At 51.5% G+C, this 18766-nt stretch carries 18 protein-coding genes; 13 read left to right on the forward strand and 5 right to left on the reverse strand.

From position 1 onward, the window contains the following. The 7 genes from A7098_RS14945 to A7098_RS14975 all read left to right on the forward strand — a co-directional run bounded on the left by A7098_RS14945 (window position 1) and on the right by A7098_RS14975 (window position 5910). Entirely contained in the window at window positions 1-378 is a 378-nt protein-coding gene (locus A7098_RS14945; RefSeq protein WP_001225287.1) for a YcfL family protein, read from the forward strand. 13 nt (window positions 379-391) lie between these two features. Beyond that, complete coding sequence (lpoB, locus tag A7098_RS14950) at window positions 392-1033, forward strand: penicillin-binding protein activator LpoB (protein ID WP_000164436.1); 642 nt, start codon at window positions 392-394, stop codon at window positions 1031-1033. Beyond that, window positions 1014-1838 (forward strand): thiamine kinase, encoded by an 825-nt coding sequence (thiK, locus tag A7098_RS14955; protein ID WP_001116778.1) that lies wholly within the window; start codon window positions 1014-1016, stop codon window positions 1836-1838. Before lpoB ends, thiK begins: the two co-directional genes overlap by 20 nt. A gap of 10 nt (window positions 1839-1848) precedes the next feature. After that, entirely contained in the window at window positions 1849-2874 is a 1026-nt protein-coding gene (gene nagZ / locus A7098_RS14960; protein WP_105281016.1) for a beta-N-acetylhexosaminidase, read from the forward strand. A gap of 22 nt (window positions 2875-2896) precedes the next feature. After that, window positions 2897-3439, forward strand: a complete 543-nt coding sequence (ycfP, locus tag A7098_RS14965) for an alpha/beta hydrolase YcfP (protein ID WP_000587921.1) — start codon at window positions 2897-2899, stop codon at window positions 3437-3439. Window positions 3440-3839: 400 nt separating this feature from the next. Beyond that, entirely contained in the window at window positions 3840-5144 is a 1305-nt protein-coding gene (gene ndh / locus A7098_RS14970; protein WP_032225408.1) for an NADH-quinone dehydrogenase, read from the forward strand. Window positions 5145-5370: 226 nt separating this feature from the next. Continuing rightward, window positions 5371-5910 carry a glycine zipper 2TM domain-containing protein gene (locus A7098_RS14975; protein ID WP_024212421.1) on the forward strand — a complete coding sequence of 180 codons (540 nt, stop codon included), beginning with the start codon at window positions 5371-5373 and terminating at the stop codon, window positions 5908-5910. 61 nt (window positions 5911-5971) lie between these two features. Here the strand turns inward: A7098_RS14975 and comR are convergent, their stop codons facing one another. After that, entirely contained in the window at window positions 5972-6604 is a 633-nt protein-coding gene (comR, locus tag A7098_RS14980; protein ID WP_032225406.1) for a TetR family copper-responsive transcriptional repressor ComR, read from the reverse strand. Between the two features lie 240 nt (window positions 6605-6844). Here comR and bhsA point away from each other — a divergent pair, with 240 nt between their 5' ends. After that, entirely contained in the window at window positions 6845-7102 is a 258-nt protein-coding gene (gene bhsA, locus A7098_RS14985) for a multiple stress resistance protein BhsA (protein ID WP_000800147.1), read from the forward strand. 80 nt (window positions 7103-7182) lie between these two features. On the opposite strand, the gene ldtC is transcribed toward bhsA, so the two are convergent. The 3 genes from ldtC to A7098_RS15000 form a co-directional block, all read right to left on the reverse strand. After that, window positions 7183-8145 carry a L,D-transpeptidase LdtC gene (ldtC, locus tag A7098_RS14990; protein WP_105281017.1) on the reverse strand — a complete coding sequence of 321 codons (963 nt, stop codon included), beginning with the start codon at window positions 8143-8145 and terminating at the stop codon, window positions 7183-7185. 143 nt (window positions 8146-8288) lie between these two features. Then, on the reverse strand, window positions 8289-11735 hold the full coding sequence (mfd, locus tag A7098_RS14995) for a transcription-repair coupling factor (RefSeq protein ID WP_085460632.1): 3447 nt from the start codon (window positions 11733-11735) through the stop codon (window positions 8289-8291). A 127-nt stretch (window positions 11736-11862) separates the two neighbouring features. Next, window positions 11863-12933, reverse strand: a complete 1071-nt coding sequence (locus A7098_RS15000; RefSeq protein ID WP_105281018.1) for an acyltransferase family protein — start codon at window positions 12931-12933, stop codon at window positions 11863-11865. A 263-nt stretch (window positions 12934-13196) separates the two neighbouring features. On the opposite strand from A7098_RS15000, the gene lolC reads away from it, so the two are divergent. The 5 genes from lolC to cobB are packed head-to-tail and all read left to right on the forward strand — an operon-like array spanning window position 13197 to window position 18111. Beyond that, window positions 13197-14396: a lipoprotein-releasing ABC transporter permease subunit LolC gene (gene lolC, locus A7098_RS15005; protein ID WP_000284716.1), complete on the forward strand. Its 1200-nt coding sequence runs from the start codon at window positions 13197-13199 to the stop codon at window positions 14394-14396. Next, a complete protein-coding gene (gene lolD, locus A7098_RS15010; protein WP_001033695.1) occupies window positions 14389-15090 on the forward strand; it encodes a lipoprotein-releasing ABC transporter ATP-binding protein LolD in 702 nt (233 codons plus the stop codon). Before lolC ends, lolD begins: the two co-directional genes overlap by 8 nt. Further along, on the forward strand, window positions 15090-16334 hold the full coding sequence (lolE, locus tag A7098_RS15015; protein ID WP_001251371.1) for a lipoprotein-releasing ABC transporter permease subunit LolE: 1245 nt from the start codon (window positions 15090-15092) through the stop codon (window positions 16332-16334). The genes lolD and lolE overlap by 1 nt, the downstream gene beginning before the upstream one ends. A gap of 28 nt (window positions 16335-16362) precedes the next feature. Further along, window positions 16363-17274: an N-acetylglucosamine kinase gene (nagK, locus tag A7098_RS15020; RefSeq protein WP_000291315.1), complete on the forward strand. Its 912-nt coding sequence runs from the start codon at window positions 16363-16365 to the stop codon at window positions 17272-17274. Window positions 17275-17289: 15 nt separating this feature from the next. Beyond that, the gene (cobB, locus tag A7098_RS15025; protein ID WP_032225396.1) at window positions 17290-18111 is read left to right on the forward strand and encodes a Sir2 family NAD+-dependent deacetylase; all 822 of its coding nucleotides are present in this window, start codon (window positions 17290-17292) and stop codon (window positions 18109-18111) included. A 163-nt stretch (window positions 18112-18274) separates the two neighbouring features. Here the strand turns inward: cobB and A7098_RS15030 are convergent, their stop codons facing one another. Then, window positions 18275-18736: a DUF3592 domain-containing protein gene (locus A7098_RS15030; protein WP_105281019.1), complete on the reverse strand. Its 462-nt coding sequence runs from the start codon at window positions 18734-18736 to the stop codon at window positions 18275-18277. Window positions 18737-18766 lie beyond the last annotated feature (30 nt).

Below are 18766 nucleotides of genomic sequence, written 5' to 3' on the forward strand. Positions count from 1 at the left end.
ATGAGAAAAGGATGCTTTGGGCTGGTGTCTCTGGCGCTGTTATTGCTGGTGGGGTGTCGTTCACATCCGGAAATTCCGGTGAATGAAGAACAGTCGCTGGTGATGGAGTCATCTCTTCTGGCTGCGGGCATCAGTGCAGAAAAGCCCGTTCTTTCAATGTCTGATATTCAGCCTTCAGCATCCTCGACGCTTTATAACGAAAGGCAAGAACCCGTTACCGTTCATTATCGTTTTTACTGGTATGACGCCAGAGGGCTGGAGATGCATCCTCTGGAAACGCCCCGCAGCGTTACCATTCCCGCACGTTCGGCGGTAACTCTGTACGGCAGCGCCAATTATCTGGGGGCGCACAAAGTCAGACTTTATCTATATTTGTAAGGGGTGAATCTTGATGACAAAAATGAGTCGCTACGCCTTAATCACCGCGCTGGCGATGTTTCTCGCCGGGTGTGTGGGGCCTCGAGAACCTGCACCGGTAGAAGAGGTGAAACCTGCGCCGGAGCAACCAGCCGAGCCGCAACAGCCAGTACCAACCGTGCCATCGGTGCCGACGATCCCGCAGCAGCCAGGGCCAATTGAGCACGAAGATCAAACTGCACCGCCTGCGCCGCATATTCGTCATTATGACTGGAACGGCGCAATGCAGCCGATGGTCAGTAAAATGCTTGGGGCTGATGGTGTGACCGCAGGCAGCGTTCTGCTGGTTGATAGCGTTAATAACCGTACTAACGGTTCGCTGAATGCCGGAGAAGCGACCGAAACGCTACGTAATGCGCTGGCCAATAACGGTAAATTTACACTCGTTTCTGCCCAACAGCTTTCAATGGCCAAACAGCAGTTAGGTTTGTCGCCGCAGGACAGTTTAGGCACTCGCAGTAAAGCGATTGGCATTGCCCGTAACGTCGGCGCTCATTATGTGCTGTACTCCAGTGCCTCTGGTAACGTCAACGCACCGACCCTGCAAATGCAACTCATGCTGGTGCAGACGGGTGAAATTATCTGGTCAGGTAAAGGTGCCGTTCAGCAACAATAATCCCATCACGCGCGACGAATTATTGTCGCGCTATTTCCCGCAGTATCATCCCGTCGCGACGTTTAATCATGGACTTAGCGGCGGGAGTTTTCTCATTGAACATCAGGATCTGCGTTTCGTTGTGCGTCAGACTCACGATCCTGATGCACCGCAGTCCGTGTTTCTGCGCCAGTATCGGGCGTTATCACGATTGCCGGCATACCTTGCACCGAAGCCACATCTCTATCTCCGTGGCTGGATGGTGGTCGACTATTTGCCCGGCGAGGTAAAAACGCAATTGCCGGATACCGACGAACTGGCAGGCTTGCTGTATTATCTGCATCAACAACCGCGTTTTGGCTGGCGAATAACCCTACTACCGTTACTGGAACGGTACTGGCAGCGAAGCGATCCGGCGCGGCGGACAGCGGATTGGCTGCGACTATTAAAACGTCTGCGCAAAATACGGGAACCACAGCCATTACGCTTAAGCCCATTGCATATGGATGTTCATGCCGGAAACTTAGTGCATAGTGAGTCAGGGTTAAAACTCATTGACTGGGAGTATGCCGGTGATGGCGATATCGCGCTGGAACTGGCGGCGGTGTGGGTGGAAAATACTCACCAGCATCGGCAATTGGTCAATGACTATGCCGCGCGTGCGAAGATTAATCCGGCGCAATTATGGCGTCAGGTCAGGCGCTGGTTTCCCTGGTTGCTGATGCTCAAAGCAGGGTGGTTTGAGTACCGTTGGCAACAAACCGGCGATCAACAATTTATCAGGCTTGCCGATGACACCTGGCGGCAGCTATCAATAAAACAATAAGGAGAGCAGTGTGGGTCCAGTAATGTTGGATGTTGAAGGTTACGAACTGGACGCGGAAGAGCGTGAAATACTGGCGCACCCGCTGGTGGGAGGGCTGATTCTCTTTACGCGTAACTATCATGATCCTGCGCAATTACGCGAACTGGTGCGCCAAATCCGCACAGCTTCGCGCAATCATCTGGTGGTGGCGGTGGATCAGGAAGGTGGGCGAGTGCAGCGTTTTCGTGAAGGTTTTACCCACTTGCCAGCGGCGCAATCATTCGCTGCGCTGTTGGGAATGGAAGAAGGCGGCAAACTGGCGCAAGAGGCAGGCTGGTTGATGGCCAGCGAAATGATCGCCATGGATATTGATATCAGCTTTGCACCCGTGCTGGACGTAGGGCACATTAGCGCGGCGATAGGCGAGCGTTCTTACCATGCCGATCCCGAAAAAGCCCTCGCAATCGCCAGCCAGTTTATTGATGGTATGCATGAAGCCGGAATGAAAAGCACCGGTAAACATTTTCCTGGCCACGGTGCAGTAACGGCGGATTCGCACAAAGAGACACCGTGCGACCCACGTCCGCAAGCGGAAATTCGCGCCAAAGATATGTCGGTCTTCAGTACGTTAATTCGCGAAAATAAACTCGACGCCATTATGCCTGCGCATGTGATCTACAGCGATGTTGATCCGCGTCCGGCTAGCGGTTCTCCCTACTGGTTGAAAACTGTTTTACGTCAGGAGCTGGGGTTTGACGGCGTGATTTTCTCAGACGATTTATCGATGGAAGGTGCCGCGATTATGGGCAGTTATGCCGAACGTGGGCAGGCATCACTGGATGCGGGTTGCGATATGATCCTGGTCTGCAATAATCGTAAAGGGGCCGTCAGCGTGTTAGATAATCTGTCACCGATCAAGGCAGAGCGTGTTACACGTTTGTATCATAAAGGTTCATTTTCGCGACAGGAGCTGATGGACTCGGCTCGCTGGAAAGAGATCAGCGCCCGTCTGAATCAGTTACATGAACGCTGGCAGGAAGAGAAAGCAGGTCACTAACCCTGGCTTATGTGAGGAAGCGATGATTATCTATTTACACGGTTTTGACTCTAACAGTCCGGGTAACCACGAGAAAGTTTTACAATTGCAGTTTATTGACCCGGATGTGCGCTTGATAAGCTACAGCACTCTGCATCCGAAACACGATATGCAGCATCTGCTCAAAGAAGTAGACAAAATGCTGCAACTGAACGTCGACGAGCGCCCGCTAATTTGCGGCGTTGGTCTGGGCGGATACTGGGCGGAACGGATTGGTTTTCTCTGTGATATCCGCCAGGTGATCTTCAACCCTAATTTGTTCCCTTACGAGAACATGGAAGGGAAGATTGATCGCCCGGAAGAGTACGCCGACATCGCGACTAAATGTGTGACTAACTTCCGCGAGAAGAATCGCGATCGTTGTCTGGTGATATTGTCGCGTAATGATGAGGCGCTTAATAGTCAGCGGACATCTGAAGAGTTGCATCATTATTACGAGATTGTCTGGGACGAAGATCAGACGCACAAATTCAAAAATATCTCTCCGCATTTGCAGCGCATTAAGGCGTTCAAAACCCTCGGTTAAAGCTATCCTCGGTCGCATCAGGTAACCTTGCCTATATCTGATGCGCCCCGGATTCTGTAGGTTGGATGAAGCGTCCACGCCACATCCGACAGCCGTGTACCAATGCCTGATGCGATGCTGCGCATCTTATCAGGCCCACCAACTGCCCTCTATATACGCCTCACTCTCCCGAGTCCGCTTAAATAATAAACAATAAACTCTGTTTTTTGATCTCACCCGGTAAAGTCGCCTATCTTTTCAGCAACAAAACTTGATTAACATCAATTTTGGTATGACCAATGCACCATTCATGTTATTCTCAATAGCGAAGAACATTTTCATTGCTGTAACCTGTTGTTAATTAAGAGCTATCTTAATAACTATTAATTAACAATTGGTTAATAAATTTAAGGGGGTCACGTTGACTACGCCATTGAAAAAAATTGTGATTGTCGGCGGCGGTGCTGGTGGGCTGGAAATGGCGACACAGCTGGGGCATAAGCTGGGACGCAAGAAAAAAGCCAAAATTACGCTGGTCGATCGTAACCACAGCCACCTGTGGAAACCGCTGCTGCACGAAGTGGCGACTGGCTCGCTTGATGAAGGCGTCGATGCACTGAGCTACCTGGCTCATGCGCGTAATCATGGTTTTCAGTTCCAGCTGGGTTCCGTAATTGATATTGATCGTGAAGCGAAAACAATCACTATTGCAGAACTGCGCGACGAAAAAGGTGAACTGCTGGTTCCGGAACGTAAAATCGCCTATGACACGCTGGTGATGGCGCTGGGCAGCACCTCTAACGATTTCAATACGCCGGGTGTAAAAGAGAACTGTATTTTCCTCGATAACCCGCATCAGGCGCATCGTTTCCATCAGGAGATGCTGAATCTGTTCCTGAAATACTCCGCCAACCTGGGCGCGAATGGCAAAGTGAATATTGCGATTGTTGGCGGCGGCGCGACGGGTGTAGAACTCTCCGCTGAATTGCACAACGCCGTCAAGCAACTGCACAGCTACGGTTACAAAGGCCTGACCAACGAAGCGTTGAACGTAACGCTGGTAGAAGCGGGCGAACGTATTTTGCCTGCGCTGCCGCCACGTATCTCTGCTGCCGCCCACAATGAGTTAACGAAACTGGGCGTTCGCGTGCTGACGCAAACCATGGTCACCAGCGCCGATGAAGGGGGGCTGCACACTAAAGATGGCGAATATATTGAGGCTGATCTGATGGTGTGGGCTGCCGGGATCAAAGCGCCAGATTTCCTGAAGGATATTGGTGGGCTGGAGACCAACCGTATCAACCAGCTGGTGGTGGAACCGACGCTGCAAACCACGCGCGATCCAGACATTTATGCTATTGGCGACTGTGCGTCATGCCCGCGTCCGGAAGGGGGTTTTGTTCCGCCGCGCGCTCAGGCCGCACACCAGATGGCTACCTGCGCAATGAACAATATTCTGGCGCAGATGAATGGCAAACCGCTGAAAAATTATCAGTATAAAGATCACGGTTCGCTGGTATCGCTGTCGAACTTCTCTACCGTCGGTAGCCTGATGGGTAACCTGACGCGCGGCTCAATGATGATTGAAGGACGTATTGCGCGCTTTGTGTATATCTCGCTGTACCGAATGCATCAGATTGCGCTACATGGTTACTTTAAAACCGGATTAATGATACTGGTGGGGAGTATCAACCGCGTTATCCGTCCGCGTTTGAAACTGCATTAATCAACTTGTACTGGCGGATGCGGCGTAAATGCCTTATCCGCCCAGGATAAATAGTATGAGCGGCAGGCCTGATAAGACGCGTTAAGCGTCGCATCAGGCATTCCCTCAGACTCCTCCGAATCCTTAAGTATTTCCTGCCATTCCTGCGCTTTTCATCTTCTGTCTGATGGTTGTTTCACCCCTTCGCTTGCATGATTGACATAACTGCAAAGAAGGAGGTGTTCCCGTGAATAAATCAATGTTGGCGGGTATCGGGATTGGTGTCGCGGCTGCGCTGGGCGTAGCGGCAGTGGCCAGCCTGAACGTGTTTGAACGTGGCCCGCAATACGCTCAGGTTGTTTCTGCAATCCCAATCAAGGAAACGGTTAAAACACCGCGCCAGGAGTGCCGCAATGTCACAGTGACTCATCGCCGACCGGTGCAGGATGAAAATCGCATTGCGGGTTCGGTTCTGGGCGCTGTGGCTGGTGGGGTGATAGGGCATCAGTTTGGCGGTGGTCGCGGTAAGGATGTTGCTACAGTCGTCGGGGCGCTCGGTGGTGGATATGCTGGTAACCAGATTCAGGGCTCTCTCCAGGAACGTGATACTTACACCACCACCCAACAGCGTTGTAAAACGGTGTATGACAAGTCAGAAAAAATGCTCGGCTATGACGTGACCTATAAGATTGGCGATCAGCAGGGCAAAATTCGTATGGACCGCGATCCGGGTACACAAATCCAATTAGATAACAACGGACAACTGGTTCTGAATAACAAAGTATAACAAGGCTGTACTCTGCAATTTAGCCCCTCATTCGCTCAGGCTGAGGGGCTTTTTTTGCACTTTATTTCACCAGTTCCGGCCATAAACGCAAAGTGGTTCGGGCAATCTGCATCAGTTTTTCCAGCGATGCGCCTTCGCGGGCGCTGATCGACATCCCCTGAATAATACAGTTAAGGAATTCCGCCAGATGCGTTACGTCACAGTGGGCAGGGATTTCCCCGCGCGCCTGGCGTTGACATAAAAACTGATGCAAGGTGCGTTCTTGCATCGCGTGGCGTGATTTCAACGTATTGGCGATATCTCCTGAATCCGGGGAGAGCGTGGTGCAGTTGTTGATCATAAAGCAGCCAGCAGGGGTGTCTTTGCTGGTAAAGCAGTTGGCGATGGCTGCGAAATAGTCAGTCAGCGCAGACTCCACACTTTTCTCTTCACAAAACAGTTGTGCTTCGTGCTTTGCGGCAAAACGGTCGATATAGCGATCAAGTACGGCGCGGAATAATCCCTCTTTATTGGTGAACTCCGCATATAGCGTTGGCGCTTTGGCTCCGGTCGCTTCGACGAGATCGGCAAGAGAAGTGGCTTCATAACCATGCTGCCAGAACAACTTCATGGCCTTATCAAGCGCGGCTTCCCTGTCGAACACTTTTGGGCGACCACGGCTTTTTTTTACACAATGTGTTGAGTCAGTTGCCATGATGCCGTTGTACCTTGTAGCTGTGAATGAACGGTTATTATAAAAATAATCACTTCCGTTCACCAGTCCAGAAGACAGAAAAATAAATTTCCTCTATTTAACTGAAATTTAAAGGGTTTTAATTTAATTAATGATTGTTATAAAAAACATCTTGTATGTGATCAAGATCACATCTATCATTTAGTTATCGATCGTTAAGTAATTGCTTGCGACGCTATTCATCTGCATAAGGTCACTATTATGAAAAATGTAAAAACCCTCATCGCTGCGGCGATTTTAAGCTCCATGTCATTTGCCAGCTTTGCGGCTGTCGAAGTTCAGGCAACACCAGAAGGTCAACAAAAAGTGGGCACTATCAGTGCTAACGCGGGGACAAATCTGGGATCGCTGGAAGAACAACTGGCACAAAAAGCGGATGAGATGGGCGCAAAATCTTTCCGTATTACTTCAGTAACCGGTCCGAATACCCTCCACGGAACGGCGGTAATTTATAAATAAGCATTAACCCTCATTAATGCCTGTTATTGCTGCTATTTCCCCGCAACAACCTGTGCTGCGGGGATTTTTTTGTCCGCGATTTACAGCGTTTGCTGATTCACTTGATGACGACGCACATCAGCCGGCATTCCGGAACGCACGTCCATTACGTGCTGCATCACTTCGGCGTCAGTTTGCGCAGCATTTTTAAATGCCTGCATCGCACTGTTGAGCGTAATCGGCAACAATTGCGGATCGTCATCTATCTTCTCTGACAGCGGCTGGTGCACTTCCACCAGACGTGCGCCGTTTGGTTCAGCGGAGACTTTAATCGGCGTGTTGATAATGTTCACTTTGGTGCCGGGGCTGACCTGACTGAAAAGTGTTTTGATATCGTCATCACGCAGACGAATACAGCCAGAACTTACCCGCATACCAATACCGAAATCGGCGTTCGTACCGTGAAGCAAATAGACACCGCCATAGGCCGCCAGACGAATCGCATGATGGCCCATCGGGTTATCCGGTCCTGCCGGAACGACTGGTGGAAGCTCAATCCCCTGGGCTTTATAACGGGCGCGGATGTTTGCAGTCGGCGTCCAGGTTGGGTTTGCACGCTTGTCCGAAACGGTAGTCACCATTGTCGGCGTCAGCGTGTCACCCCCCAACTGACCAATGCCGATGGGGTACACGGTCACTGAATTTTTGCCCGGTGGGTAGTAATAGAGACGCAACTCCGCAATGTTGATCACAATGCCTTCACGCGGCGCGTCTGGCAGTAAAGTTTGCAATGGAATGGTTAACACACTGCCTGCGCGCGGTACATACGGATCAACGCCGGGGTTGGCCTGTAACAGCGCGAGGAAACCGACGTTATATTTTTTGGCGATCGCTTCCAGCGAACCGCCGTCATTTTCCACCACATGAAATTTGTTTTCGCCCACCAGACGACTGCCCGCAGGCGGCAGCGGCCAGGTGTTGGCTTTTGCCGGTAGCGTCAGCGCCACGGCAGCGGCGAACGTAAAAAACGTTAGCCAGCGAGAAAAACGCGTTTTGATCATCACCAAAAGTCCATAATAAATATAAGGTTATTGTAATAAAAAGATAAGTCTGAATTATGGATGGTGACAGTGTCGGATAGTGCAGGGAAGTGCAAAGAATTTGTAAATGTTGGGGATGGGGGCGAAGAAACGCCCCCAATTTACCATTAAGCGATCGCGTTCTCTTCCAGTTCACGCATAAACTGGCGCACCCATTCGATTCGCGTTTTCCGCTCGCTCAAATCCTGAATAAACTTCAGGCGCGTCGGGCCATCAAGGCGGTAATGCTGCGGCTGTTTTTGCAGCAAACCAATCAGCCAGGCAGGATTCACGTGATTCTTCTCAGCAAATTCGATCACACCGCCTTTCTCGTTTCCTTCCAGCTTCCTGATCCCCAGCTTCTGCGCTTGCTGGCGCAGACGGGCAATATCCAGTAGGGTTCGCGCCGGATCCGGCAGCAGGCCGAAGCGATCGATAAGTTCGACTTTGATCTCTTCCAGCTCGCTTTCCGTTTTGGCGCTGGCAATACGTTTATAGAACGACAGACGGGTATTTACATCAGGAATGAAGTCATCCGGCAACAGCGACGGCATCCGCAGTTCGACTTCCGTTTGCTGGCTGGTGAGATCTTCGAGCGACGGCTCGCGTCCGGCTTTCAGTGCATCGACGGCGTTTTCCAGCAACTCCATATAAAGCGAGAAACCGATAGTTTCCATCGAGCCACTTTGTTCTTCGCCGAGCAGTTCACCGGCGCCGCGAATCTCCAGATCGTGCGTTGCCAGCGCAAAGCCCGCGCCAAGGTCTTCCAGAGAAGCAATCGCTTCGAGACGTTTTTGCGCATCGGTAGTCATCGCTTTCGGGTGCGGCGTCAGCAGCCATGCATATGCCTGGTGATGCGAACGTCCGACGCGGCCGCGCAACTGGTGTAGTTGCGCCAGACCGAAGTGATCTGCGCGTTCAATAATAATGGTGTTGGCGGTAGGGATGTCGATCCCGGTTTCGATAATTGTGGTACAAACCAGCACGTTAAAACGCTGATGATGGAAATCATTCATCACCCGTTCCAGTTCGCGCTCACGCATCTGCCCGTGACCGATGGCGATCCGCGCTTCTGGCACCAGTTCTGCCAGCCGTTCGGCGGCTTTCTGAATGTTTTCCACATCATTGTAGAGATAATAAACCTGTCCCCCGCGCAGAATTTCACGCAGGACAGCCTCTCTGACCACCAGACTGTCATACTCACGGACAAAGGTTTTAACTGCCAGACGACGGGCGGGCGGCGTGGCGATAATCGACAGATCGCGCATTCCGCTCATCGCCATATTCAGCGTTCGTGGGATCGGCGTTGCGGTAAGTGTCAGAATATCCACGTTCGCGCGCATCGCTTTAATGCGCTCTTTATGACGCACCCCGAAGCGGTGTTCTTCATCGACAATCAGCAGGCCTAAATCTTTAAACTTGACGTCACTTTGCAGCAGTTTGTGCGTACCGATCAGAATATCGATTTTCCCTTCCGCCACTTCCGTAAGGATTTGCGTCTGCTCTTTGGCGCTGCGGAAACGGGAGATCATTTCGATGCGTACCGGCCAGTTGGCGAAACGGTCGCGGAAGTTGTCGTAATGCTGCTGCGCGAGCAGAGTTGTTGGCACCAGCACCGCCACCTGCTTGTGGTTCTCTACCGCCAGGAAAGCGGCGCGCATCGCTACTTCTGTTTTACCAAAGCCAACATCGCCGCACACCAGACGATCCATTGCCAGCGGCTGACACATGTCGCTAAGCACCGCATTAATGGCCTGCGCCTGATCCGGCGTGGTTTCGAACGGGAAGCTGTCGCAGAACAATTGATATTGCTCACGATCGTGTTTAAACGCGAAACCCTCTTTGGCGGCGCGTTGAGCGTAGATATCCAGCAATTCCGCCGCCACATCACGCACTTTTTCTGCCGCTTTCTGCCGAGCGCGTGACCACGCATCGCCGCCAAGTTTATGCAGCGGGGCATTTTCTTCCGCGCCACCCGCGTAACGGCTAATCAGATGCAGCGACGACACCGGAACATACAGTTTGGCGTCGTTGGCATAGGTGAGCATCAGATACTCGCCGGTAATGCCGCCAGCTTCCAGCGTGGTCATTCCGGCATAGCGCCCGACACCGTGCTCCAGATGCACCACCGGCTGACCAATATGCAGTTCCGCGAGATTGCGGATCAGTGTATCGGGGTTGATGGCGCGGCGAGAATCCTGACGACGACGGGCAACGCGTTCACCGAGCAGATCGCTTTCGCAAATCAGTGCCAGATTACGCACCGTATCGACAAAACCATGTTCGGCAGCGCCAATCATCAGATAACGCCCACGGTCGCTGGCCTCATCGAGGCGCATAATGCGTTGCGGAGCAATTTTAATACGGGCGAGCAGTTCACCGAGTGCTTCACGGCGACCTTCACTTTCTACCGAGAACACCACCGGGCCGTCGAAAGATTCAAGAAATTTACGCAGCGCATCCAGCGGGGCTTTTTGCTGCGCCTGAACGGCAAGGTCTGGCAGTTTCTGAAAGCCTAAATTGGCATTCGCTGCTTTTGTCGGTAAATGTTCATTTTTTAGCTGTACACGCGGCCAGTTTTTCAGCTCTGAGAACAGTTCATCGACCCGCAGCCAGAGCGATTGTGGCGGCAGTAGTGGACGCATCGGATCGACGCCGCGATTCTCAAAACGCGCCAGCGTGTCAGCCTGGAAACGTTCGGCACTGTTTTCCAGATCGCCAGTATTCACCAGCAGTGTATTTGCAGGGAAATAACTGAACAGTGGCGGCAACGGTTCGCTGAAGAACAGCGGTTGCCAGTACTCGATCCCGGCAGGCAATGTGCCTTTGCTCACTTGTTGATAAATATGTTCTGGATCGCGTTTTACTTCGAAAGAATCACGCCACTGACTGCGGAACAGTTCAATTGCCGCTTTATCGGTCGGAAATTCGTGTGCGGGCAGTAGGTTGATGGCTTCAACTTCCTCCAGCGTGCGCTGGCTATCGACATCAAATACTCGCAGGCTGTCGATTTCATCATCAAAGAAATCAAGACGATAAGGCAGCTCACTCCCCATCGGGAAGAGATCCAACAACGCACCGCGCGTGGCGTATTCACCGTGCTCCATTACCTGATCAACATGGCGATAACCGGCGCTGTCCAGTTGGGTACGCAATGCATCTCGTGACAGGCGCTGACCTTTTTTCATCACCAGCGCATGACCGTGGAGAAAACTGTGCGGGCAAACGCGCTGCATAAGCGTATTCACCGGAACAATCAGTACACCACGCTGCATTGTTGGTAACTGGTAAAGGGTGGAAAGACGCGAGGAGATAATATCCTGATGAGGCGAAAAACTGTCGTAAGGGAGGGTTTCCCAGTCCGCCAGATTCATCACCATCTGGTCGGTGAACTGGCTGATTTCATCATGCAAACGCAGAGCATTTTGCATATCTGGTGCGATGAGCACCACCGGTCCGGCGTGACGTTCGGCAATTTCCGCTACCAGCGTCGCACAGGCAGCGCCGGTTAACTCGCCCAGCAGACGCTGTTCACCCGCTTTGACGGGCAGCGTATAACGATATTGTTCAGGCATAACGGTTGTCAGATTCTCGTTAGGATATGCCTCAACATATGGGGGCATATCTCTGATAAGCAATGCTGTTCATTATCCGGAATCGACATGGTTTAGCAAATTGAATCGCCCCGGCTGGGGCGATGGCTTAGCGAGAGTAACTGGTTGCAGGCAGAGAAGGCGGGGAGAACAACAGATCGCTGAATGCGCGTTGTGAAATTTTGCGTACCAACAAGCCAGCAACAGTACAAATCAACAAACTGACAAAGGGGTAAACCAGCAGGAGCGTCAGTTCGAGTTGCGGCGACCAGCGTGCTGCGTTCATTTGCGGAATCAGACTCAAGCTGAATATCTCTACCAGAATGCGATGGGTGGTGTAGATGGCAATGGTGTTGGAACCAATCACATTCAGCAGGCTGGAGGAGCGCATACTGAAACGCTGCTCGTACTGATAAAACAGCTTCATGATCACCACAATCGATACCAGCGACAGGAGTAGCGACACGTTAAACAACCAGGCACTGACCGCCAGAACGGCCAGCAGCGAAGACATCAGCAGATGGCGGCGCAACGGTACTTCTTTAACACAGGTCATTAATGTTGCGCCAAACCAAGCGCCAAGGCTGTAATAAGGCAAATTGCGGATCACACTGTTCATTCCCCACCACGGCGTGGGAACGAAATTAACAGCCACACTCATTAGTACAAACAGGGCGAATAATGGCAGCGCCAGGCGGTTAAAAATTTTACACACCACGAAATAGACAATTAAAGCATACAGATACCACAAGCTGGTGCTGGCGGTGATCATCCCGTGCAGGAACTCACCGGTGGAATCGGCATAAGCGGCATTGGAGGCATTGCTTAAATCGCGCTCAGGTGCCAGCCACTGATTCAGTGCGCTCAGCGCCAGCCACTGGACGATACCCCACAGCGCCAGCACCCAGAAGATGCTCCAGATCCGTTTATCGAGACAATTTCCCCACGGCACACTGTCGATATAGCGGCGAATCAAATAGCCGGAGATAAAGAAAAAAACCGGCATACGGAAGGGCGCAAGGTAAAGATTGAAATAGATCCAGCATTTGCTCAGGACTTCCGATAACGGATGCTGAAAAGTGGTCAGATGCGGGTAAAAGGTGATTACCGAGTGATAAACCACCACAAGACAGATGCATAACCCTTTGATCTGGTTAATCCATAGTTCTTTTTGTTTCATCAGAAGAACACGCTCTTTTATTAATTTACCAACAACTGATCCTGCTGGTTATTAACCGAGGTGTAATGGGTATCTGTCTGTATTAGATGATTTTTCAGATTAAGATCAGGCTGCAAGCCTGCTGGTAAAATATGGCAATTTAGCCGATTGATTTATGGATGCTTTTCAGATTAGCCCTGATGATCACTTACAGTTCAGGCGTTTACCCATCCTGCTTTCGCTTATATACTCGTGTCTTTGCTAACAGCAACCAGACGGATTTCATGTACCAACCTGTCGCTCTATTTATTGGCCTGCGTTACATGCGTGGGCGTGCAGCGGATCGCTTCGGTCGTTTCGTCTCCTGGCTTTCTACCATCGGCATTACCCTCGGGGTGATGGCGCTGGTCACAGTATTGTCAGTGATGAACGGCTTTGAGCGCGAGCTGCAAAACAACATCCTTGGCCTGATGCCACAGGCGATCCTCTCTTCGGAGCAGGGCTCTCTTAACCCGCAGAAACTCCCGGAATCGGCAGTCAAACTGGACGGCGTAAATCGCGTCGCGCCTATCACTACTGGTGATGTGGTGCTGCAAAGCGCACGCAGCGTGGCGGTAGGCGTCATGCTAGGTATCGATCCGGCGCAAAAAGATCCGCTAACCCCGTATCTGGTCAATGTGAAGCAAGCCAACCTCGAGCCGGGGAAATATAATGTCATCCTCGGTGAACAGCTTGCCTCACAGTTAGGTGTCAATCGCGGCGACCAAATCCGCGTGATGGTGCCTTCCGCCAGCCAGTTCACGCCGATGGGGCGTATTCCAAGTCAGCGTCTGTTCAATGTGATTGGCACTTTTGCCGCCAACAGTGAAGTCGACGGCTATGAAATGCTGGTGAATATTGAGGATGCCTCGCGTCTGATGCGTTATCCGGCAGGTAATATCACCGGCTGGCGTCTGTGGCTGGATGAGCCGCTGAAAGTGGATTCGTTAAGCCAGCAAAAACTGCCAGAAGGCAGTAAATGGCAGGACTGGCGCGACCGTAAAGGTGAGCTGTTCCAGGCCGTGCGTATGGAAAAAAATATGATGGGCTTGCTGCTGAGCCTGATTGTCGCCGTTGCGGCGTTTAACATTATTACCTCGCTGGGGCTGATGGTGATGGAGAAGCAGGGCGAAGTGGCGATTTTGCAAACGCAAGGTTTAACTCCGCGACAAATCATGATGGTCTTTATGGTACAGGGTGCCAGCGCCGGAATTATTGGTGCGATCTTGGGCGCGGCGCTTGGTGCGCTGCTTGCCAGCCAGTTGAATAATCTGATGCCGATAATCGGCGTCCTGCTTGATGGCGCGGCGCTGCCGGTCGCTATCGAACCTTTACAGGTCATTATTATTGCGCTGGTGGCGATGGCTATCGCGCTGCTTTCTACGCTTTACCCTTCCTGGCGCGCTGCCGCCACTCAACCCGCTGAGGCTTTACGTTATGAATAAGATCCTGTTGCAATGCGACAACCTGTGCAAACGCTATCAGGAAGGCAGTGTGCAAACCGACGTGCTGCACAATGTCAGTTTCAGCGTGGGTGAAGGCGAAATGATGGCTATCGTCGGCAGTTCAGGTTCCGGTAAAAGTACCTTACTGCACCTGCTGGGCGGGCTGGATACGCCAACTTCCGGTGATGTGATTTTTAACGGTCAGCCGATGAGCAAACTGTCGTCGGCGGCAAAAGCAGAACTGCGCAACCAGAAGCTGGGCTTTATTTATCAGTTTCACCACCTGCTACCGGATTTTACCGCCCTGGAAAACGTAGCTATGCCGCTGCTGATTGGCAAGAAAAAGCCCGCTGAAATCAACAGTCGAGCGTTGGAAATGTTAAAAGCGGTGGGGCTGGAGCATCGCGCGAATCACCGTCCATCCGAACTTTCCGGCGGCGAACGTCAGCGTGTGGCGATTGCCCGTGCGCTGGTCAATAACCCGCGTCTGGTACTGGCAGATGAACCTACCGGTAACCTTGACGCACGTAACGCCGACAGCATCTTCCAGTTGCTTGGGGAGTTGAATCGCTTGCAGGGCACCGCCTTCCTGGTGGTTACTCACGATCTGCAACTGGCGAAACGTATGAGCCGCCAGTTAGAAATGCGTGATGGTCGTCTGACGGCGGAACTGAGCCTGATGGGGGCGGAGTAATGGCGATGCCTTTATCGTTATTAATTGGTCTGCGTTTTAGTCGCGGACGGCGGCGTGGCGGCATGGTGTCGCTGATCTCCGTCATTTCTACCATTGGCATTGCACTTGGCGTGGCGGTATTGATCGTCGGCTTAAGCGCGATGAACGGCTTTGAACGTGAACTGAATAACCGCATTCTGGCGGTAGTACCGCATGGCGAAATTGAAGCAGTGGATCAGCCGTGGACTAACTGGCAGGAAGCACTGGATAACGTGCAAAAAGTGCCAGGTATTGCCGCTGCTGCGCCGTATATCAATTTCACGGGGCTGGTGGAAAGCGGAGCAAATCTGCGCGCGCTTCAGGTTAAAGGGGTTGATCCGCAACAGGAACAGCGCCTAAGTGCGCTGCCCTCGTTTGTTCAGGGTGATGCCTGGAACAATTTTAAAGCCGGTGAGCAGCAGATTATTATCGGCAAAGGCGTAGCGGATGCGTTAAAAGTGAAGCAGGGCGATTGGGTGTCGATCATGATCCCAAATTCGAATCCCGAGCATAAACTGATGCAGCCAAAACGTGTGCGCTTGCAAATTGCCGGAATTTTGCAGCTGAGCGGTCAACTCGATCACAGTTTTGCCATGATCCCGCTGGCGGATGCCCAACAATATCTTGATATGGGTTCCAGTGTGTCAGGTATTGCCCTTAAAATGACGGATGTATTTAACGCCAACAAACTGGTGCGTGACGCGGGCGAAGTGACCAATAGCTATGTTTATATCAAGAGCTGGATCGGCACTTACGGCTATATGTATCGTGATATCCAGATGATCCGCGCCATTATGTATCTGGCGATGGTACTGGTGATTGGCGTAGCCTGTTTCAACATCGTCTCCACTTTAGTGATGGCGGTAAAAGACAAGAGTGGCGATATCGCAGTATTAAGAACGCTGGGCGCGAAAGACGGTTTAATTCGCGCCATTTTTGTCTGGTATGGATTACTGGCAGGGTTGTTCGGCAGCTTGTGTGGTGTGATTATCGGCGTAGTGGTTTCGCTGCAACTTACTCCGATCATCGAGTGGATTGAAAAGCTGATCGGTCATCAGTTCCTCTCCAGCGATATCTATTTTATTGACTTCCTGCCATCGGAATTGCACTGGCTGGATGTCTTCTACGTACTGGTCACAGCATTGTTGCTGAGTCTTTTGGCAAGTTGGTATCCGGCGCGGCGCGCCAGCAATATTGACCCTGCGCGAGTCCTTAGCGGCCAGTAAAGGCAGTACATTAAAACAAGGAGCGGCAATGTATTACGGGTTTGATATTGGTGGAACAAAAATTGCGCTTGGCGTATTTGATAGCAGTCGGCAGTTGCAGTGGGAAAAGCGGGTGCCGACACCGCGTAACAGCTATGACGCATTTTTAGATGCAGTGTGCGAGCTGGTCGTCGAAGCCGATCAGCGTTTTGGCTGTAAAGGTTCTGTCGGCATCGGTATTCCGGGAATGCCGGAAACAGAAGATGGCACGCTGTATGCCGCCAATGTCCCCGCTGCCAGCGGTAAACCGCTGCGTGCCGACCTGAGCGCACGTCTTGAGCGCGATGTGCGACTTGATAATGACGCGAACTGTTTTGCCCTTTCTGAAGCCTGGGATGATGAATTTACCCAATATCCGCTGGTGATGGGGTTAATTCTCGGCACTGGCGTTGGCGGTGGACTGGTGTTTAACGGTAAAGCGGTGACGGGTAAAAGCTATATTACCGGCGAGTTTGGTCATATGCGTCTGCCGGTCGATGCGTTAACCATGATGGGGCTTGATTTCCCATTACGCCGCTGCGGCTGTGGTCAGCATGGCTGCATTGAAAATTATCTGTCTGGTCGCGGTTTTGCGTGGCTGTATCAACACTATTATCATCAACCGTTGCAGGCTCCCGAAATTATTGCGCTTTATGATCAAGGCGATGAGCAGGCAAGGGCGCATGTTGAGCGTTATCTGGATCTATTAGCGGTTTGTCTGGGAAACATCCTGACCATTATTGACCCTGATCTGGTGGTCATTGGCGGTGGGTTATCCAATTTCCCGGCAATCACAACGCAACTGGCGGACAGGCTGCCTCGTCATCTCTTACCTGTAGCTCGTGTTCCGCGCATTGAACGCGCGCGCCACGGTGATGCAGGCGGAATGCGTGGAGCTGCCTTCCTACATCTAACCGATTAAACAACAGAGGTTGCTATGCTGTCGCGTCGGGGTCATCGGTTAAGTCGTTTTCGTAAAAATAAACGCCGCCTGCGCGAGCGTTTACGTCAGCGTATTTTTTTCAGAGATAAAGTGGTGTCGGAAGCAATGGAAAAACCAAGAGTACTCGTACTGACAGGGGCTGGTATTTCTGCGGAATCAGGTATTCGTACCTTTCGCGCCGCAGATGGCCTGTGGGAAGAACATCGTGTTGAAGATGTTGCGACGCCAGAGGGCTTTGATCGCGACCCTGAACTGGTGCAAGCGTTTTATAACGCTCGTCGCCGACAGTTACAGCAGCCAGAAATACAGCCTAACGCCGCGCATCTTGCGCTGGCTAAACTGCAAGATGCCCTCGGCGACCGCTTTTTGCTGGTGACGCAGAATATCGATAACCTGCATGAACGCGCAGGCAATACCAATGTGATTCATATGCATGGAGAATTGCTGAAAGTACGTTGTTCGCAAAGCGGGCAGGTTCTCGACTGGACTGGTGATGTTACGCCAGAAGATAAATGTCATTGCTGCCAGTTTCCGGCTCCGCTGCGCCCGCACGTGGTGTGGTTTGGCGAAATGCCGCTTGGCATGGATGAAATTTATATGGCACTGGCGATGGCGGATATTTTCATTGCCATTGGCACATCCGGGCATGTTTATCCGGCGGCCGGTTTTGTTCATGAAGCAAAATTGCATGGCGCGCACACCGTGGAACTCAATCTTGAGCCGAGCCAGGTTGGTAACGAATTTGCCGAGAAATATTACGGCCCGGCAAGCCAGGTGGTGCCAGAGTTTGTTGAAAAGTTGCTGAAGGGATTATAAATCAGGAGTAATAGCCTGATGCGCTACGCTTATCAGGCCTACGATAGGGCGCAATTAATTGAATTTGCGGGTTTTGTAGGCCTGATAAGGCGTTAACGCCGCATCCGGCATAATACACGCGCACTTTATCGGCCTCTTTTAACTTTTACTCGTATGAATTTTTTCATGGGCGGGACTTCCTGTTCCTGCGTGATTTTTTAGAGGAGGGGACCATGATTATCAGACCGATACCACCGAAAATAATGCCTGCTATGCCAACAAAGCCCCATTCAAAAAAATTAACCCAGGGATTGTTTATTTCGGCTTCTTCTGGATGCCCTGGCGGATAATAGACATTGACTTTGTCACCTTCGCTATCTTCATAAAAATCACTACCAATATTTGAATTAAAAATTAGCGTGTAATCTGGTGTAGGGCGAAAGGCAACCACTGGATACCAGGAACCATTATCACCGACGTCGTTTGAATGATTGTTGTACCAGACGGCATCAACAATGACCCCTTTGGTATGCATCGCATTTTTGGTATAGGTGAACTGGTTGTAAAATATAACAACAGAAATAACGAGCAGTACCAAACCAATACCGACGAAAGAGCGGGATAAAACGTTACTGTCCTGACTCATATGTCACTTCCTTGCTAAATAAAAAACGGG

Origin of the sequence: Escherichia sp. MOD1-EC7011, assembly GCF_002965005.1 — a bacterium.
GTDB classification, from domain to species: domain Bacteria; phylum Pseudomonadota; class Gammaproteobacteria; order Enterobacterales; family Enterobacteriaceae; genus Escherichia; species Escherichia ruysiae.

Coding starts and splice junctions, on each gene's coding strand:
- A7098_RS14945 (WP_001225287.1), top strand. CDS start 1: ATGAGAAAAGGATGCTTTGGGCTGGTGTCTCTGGCGCTGTTATTGCTG.
- lpoB (WP_000164436.1), top strand. CDS start 392: ATGACAAAAATGAGTCGCTACGCCTTAATCACCGCGCTGGCGATGTTT.
- ycfP (WP_000587921.1), top strand. CDS start 2,897: ATGATTATCTATTTACACGGTTTTGACTCTAACAGTCCGGGTAACCAC.
- comR (WP_032225406.1), bottom strand. CDS start 6,604: ATGGCAACTGACTCAACACATTGTGTAAAAAAAAGCCGTGGTCGCCCA.
- bhsA (WP_000800147.1), top strand. CDS start 6,845: ATGAAAAATGTAAAAACCCTCATCGCTGCGGCGATTTTAAGCTCCATG.
- mfd (WP_085460632.1), bottom strand. CDS start 11,735: ATGCCTGAACAATATCGTTATACGCTGCCCGTCAAAGCGGGTGAACAG.
- A7098_RS15000 (WP_105281018.1), bottom strand. CDS start 12,933: ATGAAACAAAAAGAACTATGGATTAACCAGATCAAAGGGTTATGCATC.
- lolC (WP_000284716.1), top strand. CDS start 13,197: ATGTACCAACCTGTCGCTCTATTTATTGGCCTGCGTTACATGCGTGGG.
- lolD (WP_001033695.1), top strand. CDS start 14,389: ATGAATAAGATCCTGTTGCAATGCGACAACCTGTGCAAACGCTATCAG.
- lolE (WP_001251371.1), top strand. CDS start 15,090: ATGGCGATGCCTTTATCGTTATTAATTGGTCTGCGTTTTAGTCGCGGA.
- nagK (WP_000291315.1), top strand. CDS start 16,363: ATGTATTACGGGTTTGATATTGGTGGAACAAAAATTGCGCTTGGCGTA.
- cobB (WP_032225396.1), top strand. CDS start 17,290: ATGCTGTCGCGTCGGGGTCATCGGTTAAGTCGTTTTCGTAAAAATAAA.
- A7098_RS15030 (WP_105281019.1), bottom strand. CDS start 18,736: ATGAGTCAGGACAGTAACGTTTTATCCCGCTCTTTCGTCGGTATTGGT.